We start from the raw sequence: 12,795 nt of genomic DNA, 5'->3' as shown, positions 1-12,795 counted from the left end.
TTCTCGACGGTTTCGGCTGAGTTTGTCGGTTGATTGATGTCGGCTTCCGTCCAAAAGCACCGAAGCTGGGACCGGGCCAGCAGCGCTGCGTTCGGCCAGAGCCCCGTGATGGCTATGGCTGCGTCCAAATGAGTCCGCGCCCTGGCTGCACTGCTCCTTGCCCGCAGGACAAGACTTCGCGCCTCAAAGCCCAGCCAGATAGTCCACCAGCGCGGCGAGGTCATCGGGCGACGTCGCCAGCATCAGGTCTGACATGCCGGGATTGTTGCCGCGCGCGCGGGTGCGGAAATCGGCGATGGTTTTCGCAAGATAATCGCGTCCCATGCCGGCAAGCCGCGGCACCGTACCGTCGCCCTGGAAGCGATCGAGGTGGCAGGCCGGGCAACCGACCGAAGCGCTGGCTGCGACCGCCTTCGCCGCGACGTCCTTGGGCGCGCGCGGCTGGCCGAGGTCTGGCCATGGCTTCTGCGAGAAGTATTCCGCGATCGCCAGCATGTCATCGCGCTCGAACTGGGTCGCGATCGGCTGCATGATCTCGCTCTTGCGGTCGCCGCGCTTGAAATCGCGAAGCTGGATGTAGAGATAGCCGGCCTGCTGGCCCCAGATCGTCGGAATGGTCTTGTCGACCGGCTTGCCGTCGGCGCCGTGGCAGCCAGCGCAGACAGCGACCTTGTCCTCGATCGTCTCCGCGCAGGCCTGCGCCGCAAGCAAAAACAGCGCCATAGTGCAAATCGCTAATTTACCGAACATGAGTTGATTCCGAAGCGCTGTATCTCCCGTCATTGCGAGGAGCGGTAGCGACGAAGCAATCCAGGCCTCCACGTACGCGGCACGATGGATTGCTTCGCTTCGCTCGCAATGACGCGGGCTGATCTCTCATCCGAAGAAACAGAAGCGGGACCAAACGGGTCCCGCTTCAACGTCAATCTGTACAGGCGTGATTTATGCACCGCGCCCCGGCTCAGTCGAGCGTGAAGGCGATGATGTTGTTGCCGCGCTTGAAGTCGACCTGGGTGTTGCCGCCCGCACCGACCACGATATACTGCTTGCCGCCGACCATGTAGCTCGACGGCGGCGCATTGACGCCGGCGCCGGCGCGGAAGCTCCACAGTTCCTTGCCGGTGGAGGAATTGTAGGCCGCGAACTTGCCGTTGCCTTCACCGGTGAACACCAGACCGCCGGCGGTGGCGAGGATACCGCCGATCATCGGCTCTGGCGTCTTGACCTGCCACTTGATCTTGCCGGTGTTGTAGTTCACGGCTGTGATGTTGCCGGATTGCTGTTCACCGGGGATCGCAGTAAAGGCGCCACCCAGCCACAGCTTCCCGTTTGGATAGGGCGAGCTCTCGACACGGTAGTGCATGGGCTGGTGCAGGTTGATCGCATAAGCGAGCTCTTGCCCCGGGTCAGTCGCGATCGGCGACCATTCGACACCGCCATTGGCGCCCGGCAGCATGCGCGCGCCTTCCTTGGTCGGCAGCACCCACATGTTCTCCTGCGGCACCATCGCCTCGGAGAAGCGGATCAGGCTGCAGTCCTTGCGATCGTGCACATAGATGTGCCCGGTCTTGCCGGCATGAATGACGCCGGGAATGGTCTTGCCGCCCTTGTCCTTGACGTCGACCAGCACCGTCGGGCTGACCGCGTCGAGGTCCCACACGTCATGGGCGATGTACTGGAAATGGCAGACATACTTGCCGGTATCGAGATCGAGCGACACCATCGAGTTGGTGTAGAGGTTGTCGCCGGGCCGGTTCGAGCCGTCGAGGTCGGGCGACGGGTTGCCGACGACGAAGTAGATCCGGTTGGTCGCGAGATCGACCGACGGGTTCTGCCACACGCCGCCGCCGAGCTTGGCATAGGGATCGCCGATCTTGGCGAGCATGTCCTTCTCGGCCTGGATGTTGCGATGCATGTCGCGTCCGGTGGCGTCCTTGGTCGCCCAGACGCCGACCGAGCTCTCCGGAATGGTGTTGAAATTCCAGAGCTGCTTGCCGGTCTTGGCATCATAGGCGCGCACGAAGCCGCGGATGCCGTATTCGCCGCCATTGGTGCCGATCAAGACCTTGTCCTTGACCACGGTCGGCGCCATCGTCTCGCTGTAGCCGAGCTCGGGATCGGCGATGTTGGTGGTCCACACCACCTCGCCGGTCTTGGCATTCAGGGCCATCAGCTTGGAATCCAGCGTCGCCAGATAGACCCGGTCGCCGAGCACCTGGACGCCGCGATTGTTGGGACCGCAGCAATAGACGGTGATCGGACCCATCTTGTGCGCATAGTGCCAGAGCTGCTGGCCGGTCTTGGCGTCCAGCGCATAGACATGGCTGAACGACGTCGTGACATACATCACGCCGTCGACGACGATCGGCGATGTCTCGAGCGATTCCTTGACGTCGGTCTGGAAGATCCAGGCGACGTGCAGGTTCTTCACATTGTCGCGGCTGATCTGCTTGCCCGGATAAAACCGCGTCTGGGCGTAATTGCCGTTGGTGAGCAGGAAGTCCTTGCTGTTCTTGTCGGCGGCGTTGAGCTGCTCCTGGGTCACCGGCGGGACATTGGCGTTGCCGAGGACCGACTGCTTCTCCTGCTTGACTTCCTGTGCGATGGCGGCGCCGGACAACAGGCCAACGCCGACCGCTGCGGCAAATGCCGCAAGCCCTTTCACATGCATGATTTTCCCCCGTTATTTCTTGGTTGGAATATTAGGGATGGTGTTCGCTACTTCGCCTTCGAGGCCTGGCCGCCGGAGCGAGCGCACATCGTTGCGTGATCCGGTTGCGCTGCAATAGATAGTCAAAAAGACGACGACAGGTATCGATGGACAGGTTCATGTTAGCGCTGTCCTTCACAAAGACAATCGATGCGCTCAATGCGAAGCCGGAACGGCGTGCATTCGTGCGGGCGAAACGCAATGATGCCGGGCAAGCATCAACCCAAGCGATATCGGTCACTTGCAGCGCATGCGTGCGTCGCCGGACGAATTTGCCTTCGCAAGCGCAGCACGCAAAATGAGACTACGCGTCAAGCGACGGCATCGCGCGGGGAGCAGCGCCGGCGGAGGCCATCGCTCTCGCCGGCGCGATCGCCTACTCCCAGGACCAGGCCGAGAAATCATTCTCGAACTGCGGGACTTCCTTCCACACGCCCTTCAGCTTCTTGCTGGCGATCGTGATCCATTGCGGCTGAAACAGGAAGCCGGCCACCGCATCGCTCGCCAGCATCCGCTGCGCGTCGCCGAGCAGTTTGGCGCGGCCAGCCTCGTCCGGCGTCGCCATGATCTGCTGATAGAGCGCATTGAACGCCTCGGACTTGTAGCCGAGATAGTAGTCCGGCTCGGTCAGCTTCACGAGGTCGAACGGCTCGACATGCGAGACGATGGTGAGGTCGTAATTGTGCGGGCCGGTGAAGACTTGCGACAGCCACTGCGCCCATTCCACGTTCTCGATCTTGGCAATGATGCCGACCTTGGCGAGCTGCGCCGCGAGGATCTCGCCGCCCTGTCGCGCATAGGCCGGCGGCGGCAGCCTGAGGCTGAGTTCGAGCGGCGTCTTGACGCCGGCTTCCGCCAGCAGCTTCTTGGCCAATTCCGGATCGTAGGGATTGATGCCGGTGGTATCGACATAGCCGGGCGATCCCGGGGTGTAGAAGCTGCCGATCGGCGTGCCAAAGCCGTCGACCGCGCCATCGATCATCGCCTTGCGGTCGATCGCGGCCAGGATGGCGCGGCGAACCCTGACGTCGTCGAGCGGCTTCTTGCGCTCGTTGATGCCGACGATGGTCTTGGCCTTGGAGCCGCCGATCAGAACGCTGAAGCGCGGATCGGCCCTGAACTGCGCAAGGCTGCGCGCCGCACCGACCCGCGGAAAAGCGTCGACGTCGCCCGACAGCAGCGCCGCGACCTGCGCGGCCGGATCGCCGATGAAGCGGATCGTCACCTTGGCGAGCTTGATCGCGGCGGCGTTGCGATAGTCGGGCCATTTCACCAGCGTGATCGACGAGCCCTTGGCCCAGCTGCCGAGCGTGTAGGGACCGGTGCCGACCGGCTGCGTCGCATCGGTCGGCGCGCTCTTCGGCTCGACGATCGAGCCTGACGCCTGGCCGAGCAGGAACGGCAGGTTCGGCTCGGAATATTTCAACGCGACGACGACGGTCTCCGGATCGGGCGCCGTCACCGATGCGAAGGCCTGGTACAGGCTCTTGTCCTTGTTGGTCGAGGTCGGCGCCGCGGCACGGTCGAACGAGAACTTCACCGCGGCGGAATCGAACGGCTCGGCATTGTGGAATTTGACGCCCTTGCGGAGCTTGAACGTGTAGGTCTTGAGATCGGCTGACGCCTGCCAGCTCTCGGCGAGCAGTGGCGACACCGAGCCGTCCTCGTTGATCTTGGTCAGCGTCTCATAGACGTTATAGAGCGTGACTTCGGCGATCGCCGCGGCCGCCGCGTTGGTGGGATCGAGGCCCGGCGGCTCCAGCGTCATGCCCATCACGACGCTGTCCTTCTTGCCCTGCGCGAGGCTCGGCAGCGGCGCTGCAACGAGTGCGGCAGCGGCCGCGATGACGCACAATTTCCTCAACATTGGTCTGCTCCCCGGACGTGCTCTTTGATCGGCCTAGGTCAACCTCACCTAAAAGACTAACCGGCCTCGGCGACCACGGGCGGCAGCGCCATCACGGCTTCGGCGTGATGGCAGGCCGCCAGATGGGCGTCTCCGACATTGCGTAGCGCAGGCGCGGTCTCGCGACAATGCTGGTCGGCCAGGGGACAGCGCGGCGCGTAAGGGCATCCGGCCGCGGCCGACGCCTGCGAGCCGATCGCCTGCGCGCCGCGGCGCCGCCGGACACCCCCGGCCCGCGCCCGTGGAACCGCATCCAGCAGCGCGCGCGTATAGGGATGGGCGCTGTGCGCGAACAGATCGGCGGGCCGCCCCTGCTCGACGATCCGCCCGAGATACATCACCGCGATCTCGTCGCAAAGCAGATCGACCACCGCGAGGTCGTGGCTGATCAGGATGTAGCTCAGGCCAAACTCGTCCTGCAGATCCTGCATCAAATTGAGCACCTGCGCCTGCACCGAGACGTCGAGTGCCGAGACCGGCTCGTCGGCGACGATCAGCTTCGGCTGGGTGATCAGCGCGCGCGCGATCGCGATGCGCTGGCGCTGGCCGCCGGAGAATTCGTGCGGAAACTTGTCCATGTCGGCATCGCGCAGCCCGACCTGGCGCAGCACCGTGGCGACGCGTTCGCGCAAGGTCACGCGATCCATGCGGCCGAGCGCGGTCAGCGGCTCGGCCACGATGCGCGCGATGGTCTGCCGCGGATCGAGTGAGCCATAGGGATCCTGGAACACCATCTGGAAATCGCGGCGGGCGCGGCGCAATTCATCCGGCGGCATCCGGTTGAGGTCGCGGCCGAGCAGCGAGACCTGTCCTGACGACGGCCGCTCCAGCGCCATCACCAGCCGCGCAAAGGTCGATTTGCCCGACCCGGATTCGCCGACGACGCCGAGGCTCCTGCCCGGCATGACCTGCGCCGTGACGCCGTTGAGCGCGTGCACCTGCGCCGCCGGCTTGAACAGGCTTTCACGCGGCAGCGTGTAGCGTTGCGCGAGGTCCGTGACCGCGAGCAGCGGCGTTGCGGGTGAAGGCTGGTCCGGCATTGTCATGCGCCGACGCCCCCGGCGTCCATCGAGACGTCGGTCCTGATGCAGCGCACGCCGTGCGCGGCGCCGACATCGACTACGGCCGGCAGCGCCGCGCGGCAGCGCGCTTCGGCGATCGTGCAGCGATCGGCAAAGGTGCAGCCCGCGGGCAGGTCGGCCAGCTCCGGCACGGTGCCGGCGATGGTCTTGAGCCGCGTCCCCTTGCGCGCGCCAAGCCGCGGGCGGGCGCGGAACAGGCCCTGCGTGTAGGGATGGCCCATCCGCGTGAACACGGCATTGGTCTCGCCGCTTTCGACAACGGTGCCGCCATACATCACCATCATGCGCTCGACGTTCTCGGCGATCACGCCGAGATCGTGCGAGATCAGGATCATCGACATGCCGCGCTCCTCGACGAGGCTGGCGATCAGATCGAGGATCTGACCCTGGATCGTGACGTCGAGGGCGGTGGTCGGCTCGTCGGCGATCAGCACATCGGGCTGGCAGGCCAGCGCCATCGCGATCGTGATGCGCTGGCGCTGGCCGCCGGAGAACTGGTGCGGATAGGCATCGACCCGCTTCGCGGCATCGGGCAGGCCGACGCGATCGAGCAAGGCGATGGCCTCGTGCCGTGCTTCGGCCGCCGAGACACCGGTGTGGCGCAGCAGGGGCTCGGCGACCTGGTGCCCGATCGTGTGCATCGGATTGAGCGCGGTCATCGGCTCCTGGAAGATCATGCTGATGCGGTTGCCGCGCAGCCTGCAGTAAGCCGTATCCGGCAGTCCGACGAGTTCCGCGCCGTCGAGCCGGATGCTGCCGCTGATCACGGCACTGTCCGGCAGCAACCCCATCAGGGCCAGCGCCGTGACCGACTTGCCGCAGCCGGATTCGCCGACCAGCCCGAGCGTCTCGCCGCGGCGAAGCGCGAAGCTGACGCCGCGCACGGCCTGCGCCGGGCCGTGGCTGGTGTTGAGCCGGACGCCCAGGTCCTTCACCTCGATCAGCGGCGCGTCGCTCATGCTCAACGCTCCCGCGCCAGACGCGGATCGAGCAGATCGCGCAAGCCGTCGCCGAGCAGATTGAGCCCGAGCACCGCGATCGCGATCGCGGCACCCGGATAGACCGCGAGCATCGGCGACTGGAACAGCAGCGTTTGCGCGTCGTTGAGCATGCGGCCCCAGGACGGCTGCGGCGGCTGGGTGCCGAGCCCGAGATAGGACAGCGCGGCCTCGGCGAGGATTGCGAGCGCGAACTGGATCGTCGCCTGCACGATCAGGATCGACAGGATGTTCGGCAGCACATGCTCGATCGTGATGCGGAATGAGCCCTTGCCCGCGGCGCGCGCGGCCAGCACGAACTCGCGGGCCCAGATCGCGTTGGCCGAGCCGCGGGTGACGCGAACGAAGGTCGGGATCTGAAAGATGCCGATCGCGGTGATCGACGTCACCATGCCCGGCCCCGCGACCGCGGCGAGCATGATCGCCGACAGCACCGCGGGAAAGGCGAAGGTGAAGTCGCTCATCCGCATGATGAGCTCCTCGGTCCAGCCCTTGCGCGCAGCCGCGACCAGGCCGAGGCCAACGCCGAAGCTCAGGCCGATACCCACCGCAATGACGCCGACCATGATGGTGGAGCGCGCGCCGACCAGGAGCAGCGAGACGATGTCGCGGCCGAGCACATCGGTGCCGAGCCAGTGCGCCGCCGACGGCGGGTGCAGTTTTGACGCGACATCGATGTCGTAAGCCGACCACGGCGTCCAGACCAGCGACAGCAGCGCCGCGCCGAGCACGAACAGACTGAGCACCGCGCCGAGCACGAAGCTGCGGTGGCGCAGCGCGCGGCGCCAGAAGCCGGTCACAGGCCGCGCGCCCGGTGGGATCGCCGCCGTGCCGGCGGGTGCGGTCAGCGGCGCGCTCACAGGTTGGAAACCTTGATGCGCGGGTCGATGAAGGCATAGAGCACATCGACCACGAAATTGACGATCACGACCATCGCCGCCAGCAGCATCACGCAGTTGCGCACCACGATCAGGTCGCGGTTGGCGATCGACTGGAAGATCAGCCGTCCGAGGCCCGGCAAATAGAACACGTTCTCGATCACGATGGTGCCGGCCAGGAGATTGGCGAATTGCAGGCCCATGACTGTCATGACCGGGATCATCGCGTTGCGCAGCACGTGACGCCACAGCACCTCGCGCTTGCCGAGCCCCTTTGCGCGCGCGGTGCGGACGAAATCCTCGCGCAGCACCTCAAGCATCGCCGAGCGGGTGACGCGGGCAAGGATCGCGGCCTGCACCACCGCGAGCGAGATCGCGGGCAGCAGCAGCGAGCGAATTCCAGTCCAGATGCCGTCATCCCAGCCGGCAAACCCGCCGGCCGACAGCAATTGCAGCTTCACGGAGAACAGCAGGATCAAGAGGATCGCGAACCAGAAATTCGGCAGCGCGATGCCGACCTGGGTCAGCGACATCACGCCGACATCACCGAGCTTGTTGTGGTTGGCCGCGGTGTAGATGCCGGCGGCGAGCGCCAGCACCACGGTGATCAGCATCGACATGATCGCGAGCGGGATGGTCAGCACCAGCCGCTCTGCGATCAGGCCGGCCACCGGCGTGCCGTAGACATAGCTGTTGCCGAGATCGCCGACCGCCATGCCCTTGAGCCAGAGCAGGTAGCGAACTGTCAGCGGCTGATCGAGCCCGAGCTTGACGGTGAGCGCGTGCACCGCATCGGGCGAGGCGTCGGCGCCCATCAGCATCTGCGCGGCATTGCCGGGCAGCGCATCGAGCACCAGGAAAATGATCAGCGAGGCCGCGACCAGCGTCGCCACCAGGGTCAGGATCCGCCGCAGGAAGAATACGCTCATGCCCGCCCGAACAGTGAGGAACAGGCTGCAGGTTTCAACATGTTCGCGATCGAATGCAAGCCCTTCGCCGCGCCATTCACGACGCGACGACGGGCCAGCGCCCGAGCAGATCGCTCGCCTGTTCGAACAGCGCCGCGACGCGCAAGAGTTCCGCATCGGCCCGGAAGCGGCCGACCAGATGCAGGCCGATCGGCAGGCCGTCGCGGCCGAAGCCCGCGGGAATGCTGACCGCGGGATGCCCGGTCATGTTGAACAGCATGGTCCAGGGAAACCAGTGCGGCCGCACGCTGTCGAAGCTCTGGCCGTCGATCTCGATGGTGCCGAACAGATCCTGATCGATCGGCAGCGCCGTGCGCGTCAGGGTCGGCATTGCCAAGAGGTCGCCGCGCGCGAGCAGCGACTGCACGCGGCGGAACAGCGCGGTGCGGTCGAACATCGCCTGCTGGTAGTCGACGCCGCTCACCTTCGCGGCGAGCGCGAGCTGCTTCAGGAAGGTCGGGCTGAACTCATCGGGATGATCGGCCGCAAGCTTGTCGAAACGGGTGCGCCAGACCGTGTGATTGATGGCGCGCCAGATCGGCTCGATGTCGAAACCGTCGCCGGAGAATTCCTCGAGTTCCGCACCCAGGCCGGCTAGCCGATCGAGGCTCGCCTTGAACGTGGCAGCGACATCGGCGGTCACCGGGCGGCCCGGCGGCGAAAGGCAGAACAGCACCCGCCTTCCCTTGAGGTCACCGCGCGGCGCGGCAAGGTCGAGATAATCGGGCACCGGCACGCCGATCGACCAGGGATCGGACGGGTCCTCGCCGGCCATCGCCTGCATCATCAGCGCGGTGTCGGCGACGGTGCGCGTGGTCGGCGTGACGTAGGTCTGGTTGCCGAAGGCGTCCTGCACTTGGCTGTGCGGAATCACGCCGTTGCTCTGCTTGATCCCGACCACGCCGTTGCAGGCCGCGGGAATCCGGGTCGAGCCGCCGCCATCGGTCGCAACCGCCAGCGGCGCGATGCCGCTCGCGACCGCCACCGCCGCGCCGCCACTGGAGCCGCCAGACGAGCGCTCGGCGCTCCACGCATTGCGGGTGCGGCCGAACAGCGGCGAGTCGGTCAGGCACTTGCTGCCGAACTCCGGCGTCGTGGTCTTGCCGAGCAATATTCCGCCCTGCGCACGGAGCCGGGCCACCGCCACGGCGTCATGATCGGGTACGTTGTTCTTGTAAGGCACCGCGCCGAAGGTCGTGCGCACGCCCTTGGTGCTGACGATGTCCTTCACGGTGAAGGGGATGCCGTGCAGCAGGCCGAGCGGCTCGCCGGCCATCACCTGGCGCTCCGCGGCCTTCGCCTGCGCCATCGCCTCGTCGCCGCACAGCGTGATGAAGCAGTTCAATTCCGGCTGCAGCCGCTCGGCGCGGGCGAGCACCGCTTGGGTGATCTCGACCGGCGACACGTCCTTGGCGGCGATGCGCGCGCGAAGCTCAACGGCTGACAGCAGGCACAGATCGTCGCTCATTCGGGCACGCGCTCGCATCGGTCTTCGATCACAGCATCGTGCCGCGCCCGGTGCGGCAAGTCCATCGCCTCAGGCGCATGGCTTACCAATAATCGGCAGGCAGCTCCCGGCTCCGCGGCGGATCGGCGCCCGCGCGGGTGCAGGTGAAGGCGGCACATTTGCAGGCAAAGGCCAGTGCGCGCGTGAGCTCGGCGGCGGAGATGTCGCGCAGCCGCTGCCGCGTGATGCGATCGAGCCGGTGCAACGCGGCGAGCAGCGCCGCCTGACAAGAGTCGCCGGCGCCGATCGTATCCACGACATTCACGACCGGCGCCTTGACGTCGATCGGTCCAGCCTTTTGATGCCAGGCAGAGGCACCCTCGTTGCCGCGCGTGATGACGACGAGCGACGCGCCGGCCGACAGCAGCGCCCCGGCCCGCGCGGCATAGGCTCATCGCCGAACAGATAGGCGAAGTCGACGTCGGACATTTTGACGATATCGGCCTTGCCGCAAAACGCCAGCATGCGGACGCGATAGGCGTCCTTGTCCCTGACCAAATTCGGCCGGCAATTCGGATCGAGCGAGATCGTCACGTTGGCCCTGATATCCTCGATGAAGGCCAGTGTCTCGGCTGCGCCCTTGTCATGGACCAGCGTGGTCGAGCCGGTGTGAAGGCAGGTGACGCCGTCGAGCGCGATCGCATCGCGCCGGTAGGTCCAGTTCCGCGCTGCGGTGTCGGCGTCATAGAAGGCGTATTGGGTCTCGGTGCCGGTGACGCGCGCAAAGGCCAGCGTGGCCTGGTCGTCGCTGCGCGTCGCGCGGCTGAGATCGACGCCCGAAGCCGCGGCATGATCGGCGATCATCCGGCCGAACGTGTCGGTCGCGATGCCGCCGACAAAGCCGGTGGGCACATCGAGCCGCGCGCTGCCGATCGCGATGTTGAGGCAGGAGCCGCCGACCGCCGGCGTCATGGCTTCGCGCCCATCCGCCGTCCGTGACGGCAGGAAATCGATCAGCGCATCTCCGCAACTCAGCAGCATGCAAACACCTTAAGCCAGCGCCTCACCGGCCCGCTTCATCGCCTCGCGGCTGTCGCGATCGAGCGCCCGCAGCATCTTGTGCGCGCCGCGCTTCCTGCGGTGGAAATCGGCAAGCTCGGGCCGGGTCGGCTCGCTCAACCGCCCGAGCGCCGACATGCCGGCCATTGCAGAGTTGATCGAATGATGCGCACCGCTGGCGACCGCGCCGAGCATCGCGGCACCGAGCAATACGGGTTCTTGCGTCTGCGGCAATGCCACGGTGTAGCCTGTCGTGTCGGCCATGATCTGGCGCACCAGCGGGCTGCGGCTTGCGCCGCCGCCGATCACGATGGTCTTGCCGCTGACGCCATGGGCCTGCAGGGCGTCGATGACATCGGCGAGGCCGTAGGCCAGGCCGCACAGGCCGGCGATGAACAGCCGCTCCAGCGCCGACACGTCGGTGTCGAGATCGAGCCCCGCGATCACCGCGCGCGAGCCGGGATCGGCATAGGGCGAGCGGTTGCCGAGAAACTCAGGCAGGACGTGAACGTTGCGCGCGAGCAGCGCGGCCGCGCCGGCGTTGCCGCTGCGCGCCAGGATGCGCTTCTCGAGATACTCGATGACGTCGACGCCGTCGTTCTTCGCCGCGACTTGCACCTCGGCATGCGCCGGATGCGATCTGAGCAGATGATCGATCGCGGCCCCCGCGGCGGACTGGCCGCCCTCGTTGAGCCAGAAGCCCGGCACCATGCCTTCGAAATACGGGCCCCAGACGCCGGGCACAAAGCAGGGCTCGACGGTGGTCGCCATGATGCACGCCGACGTCCCCATGATGTAGGCCAATCGCTGGCAGACATCGACCTCAGCGCCGGAGCCGTCGCGCCCGCCGATCGCGCCGACGCCGCCGGCATGGGCATCGATGAGCGATGCGCCGACGGCGGTTCCCGGCATCAGGCCAAGATCACGCGCGGCATCCTCCGACAGCCCGCGACCGAGCGGCGAGCCGGGCGGTACGATCTCGGTGCCGATGCGCCCAAAACGATCGGCTGCGAGCGCCTCCAGCCCGACCCGCTTCAGGAAGGGTTCGCTCCAGCCGCCCTCGCCCGCGACATAGGTCCATTTGCAGGTGACCGTGCAGGTCGAGCGCGCCAACGAGCCGGTGGCGCGGAACGAGAGATAGTCGGCGAGGTCGAAGAAATGCCCGGCGGCCTCGAAGGTCGCGGGCAGATGCCGCTTCAGCCACAGGATCTTCGGGATCTCCATCTCCGGCGAGATGGCGCCGCCGACATAGCGCAGCACGCGGTCGCCGGTCGCGTTGACGAATTCGGTCTCGTCCATCGCGCGGTGGTCCATCCAGACCACGACGTTGCGCGCGGGATCGCCGGACGGGCTGACGGTGAGCGGCCGCCCTTCCCGGTCAAGCACGACCAGCGAGCAGGTCGCGTCGAAGCCGATGCCCTTGACCTGCTCGGCGGCAACTGCCGCCTCCCGCATCGCGTTGCGGACGGAGGCGACGCAGGCCGCCCAGATGTCGTCGGACGATTGCTCGACGATATCGCCGGGCTCATGCCAGACCCGGATCGGATGCCGGGCCGAACCCAATAGCTTGCCGGTCTCGTCGAACACTCCCGCGCGGGCGCTGGTGCTCCCGACGTCCACCCCGATATAGGCTTGCCGCATTTTCGCTCCGTCAGAACGCGACGCCGTTGCTTGGGAACGTCATCGCGCTCGCACATCTTGTGTCAGCATCGTCCGGAAAACCGGTCCCCAATTATCCGGATCATGC

Annotated in this window: 9 protein-coding genes and 1 pseudogene; all 10 read right to left on the bottom strand. The window is 66.4% G+C overall.

Translation table 11 applies throughout. The annotated features are described in order from the left end of the window. Positions 1 to 183: 183 nt before the first annotated feature. Positions 184 to 723 (bottom strand): c-type cytochrome, encoded by a 540-nt coding sequence (locus AKN84_RS26825; protein WP_244485499.1) that lies wholly within the window; start codon positions 721 to 723, stop codon positions 184 to 186. A 238-nt stretch (positions 724 to 961) separates the two neighbouring features. Further along, positions 962 to 2,671, bottom strand: coding sequence for a pyrroloquinoline quinone-dependent dehydrogenase (locus AKN84_RS26820; RefSeq protein ID WP_050423572.1), 1,710 nt, complete (start codon positions 2,669 to 2,671; stop codon positions 962 to 964). 415 nt (positions 2,672 to 3,086) lie between these two features. After that, positions 3,087 to 4,577: an ABC transporter substrate-binding protein gene (locus tag AKN84_RS26815; protein WP_050423571.1), complete on the bottom strand. Its 1,491-nt coding sequence runs from the start codon at positions 4,575 to 4,577 to the stop codon at positions 3,087 to 3,089. Between the two features lie 56 nt (positions 4,578 to 4,633). After that, positions 4,634 to 5,662, bottom strand: a complete 1,029-nt coding sequence (locus tag AKN84_RS26810) for an ABC transporter ATP-binding protein (RefSeq protein ID WP_050423570.1) — start codon at positions 5,660 to 5,662, stop codon at positions 4,634 to 4,636. Continuing rightward, a complete protein-coding gene (locus AKN84_RS26805) occupies positions 5,659 to 6,657 on the bottom strand; it encodes an ABC transporter ATP-binding protein (protein WP_050423569.1) in 999 nt (332 codons plus the stop codon). Before AKN84_RS26805 ends, AKN84_RS26810 begins: the two co-directional genes overlap by 4 nt. 2 nt (positions 6,658 to 6,659) lie before the next feature. Beyond that, positions 6,660 to 7,556, bottom strand: coding sequence for an ABC transporter permease (locus AKN84_RS26800; RefSeq protein WP_050423568.1), 897 nt, complete (start codon positions 7,554 to 7,556; stop codon positions 6,660 to 6,662). Next, positions 7,553 to 8,503, bottom strand: a complete 951-nt coding sequence (locus AKN84_RS26795; RefSeq protein WP_050423567.1) for an ABC transporter permease — start codon at positions 8,501 to 8,503, stop codon at positions 7,553 to 7,555. Before AKN84_RS26795 ends, AKN84_RS26800 begins: the two co-directional genes overlap by 4 nt. 76 nt (positions 8,504 to 8,579) lie before the next feature. Continuing rightward, positions 8,580 to 10,010: an amidase gene (locus tag AKN84_RS26790; RefSeq protein ID WP_050423565.1), complete on the bottom strand. Its 1,431-nt coding sequence runs from the start codon at positions 10,008 to 10,010 to the stop codon at positions 8,580 to 8,582. Positions 10,011 to 10,092: 82 nt separating this feature from the next. After that, positions 10,093 to 11,030 (bottom strand): annotated as a pseudogene (locus AKN84_RS26785) (carbohydrate kinase family protein). 9 nt (positions 11,031 to 11,039) lie between these two features. Next, positions 11,040 to 12,689: an FGGY-family carbohydrate kinase gene (locus AKN84_RS26780; RefSeq protein ID WP_050423564.1), complete on the bottom strand. Its 1,650-nt coding sequence runs from the start codon at positions 12,687 to 12,689 to the stop codon at positions 11,040 to 11,042. Positions 12,690 to 12,795 lie beyond the last annotated feature (106 nt).

Origin of the sequence: Bradyrhizobium tropiciagri (assembly GCF_001189845.1) — a bacterium.
Classification (GTDB): Bacteria; Pseudomonadota; Alphaproteobacteria; order Rhizobiales; family Xanthobacteraceae; genus Bradyrhizobium; species Bradyrhizobium tropiciagri.
The sequence above is the reverse complement of the archived record's forward strand: the minus strand, read 5'-3'. Positions and strand labels throughout refer to the sequence as shown.

Excerpts from the sequence above, each read along its gene's own strand:
- AKN84_RS26825 (WP_244485499.1), bottom strand. The coding sequence starts at position 723 with ATGGCGCTGTTTTTGCTTGCGGCGCAGGCCTGCGCGGAGACGATCGAG.
- AKN84_RS26820 (WP_050423572.1), bottom strand. The coding sequence starts at position 2,671 with ATGCATGTGAAAGGGCTTGCGGCATTTGCCGCAGCGGTCGGCGTTGGC.
- AKN84_RS26815 (WP_050423571.1), bottom strand. The coding sequence starts at position 4,577 with ATGTTGAGGAAATTGTGCGTCATCGCGGCCGCTGCCGCACTCGTTGCA.
- AKN84_RS26810 (WP_050423570.1), bottom strand. The coding sequence starts at position 5,662 with ATGACAATGCCGGACCAGCCTTCACCCGCAACGCCGCTGCTCGCGGTC.
- AKN84_RS26805 (WP_050423569.1), bottom strand. The coding sequence starts at position 6,657 with ATGAGCGACGCGCCGCTGATCGAGGTGAAGGACCTGGGCGTCCGGCTC.
- AKN84_RS26795 (WP_050423567.1), bottom strand. The coding sequence starts at position 8,503 with ATGAGCGTATTCTTCCTGCGGCGGATCCTGACCCTGGTGGCGACGCTG.
- AKN84_RS26790 (WP_050423565.1), bottom strand. The coding sequence starts at position 10,010 with ATGAGCGACGATCTGTGCCTGCTGTCAGCCGTTGAGCTTCGCGCGCGC.
- AKN84_RS26780 (WP_050423564.1), bottom strand. The coding sequence starts at position 12,689 with ATGCGGCAAGCCTATATCGGGGTGGACGTCGGGAGCACCAGCGCCCGC.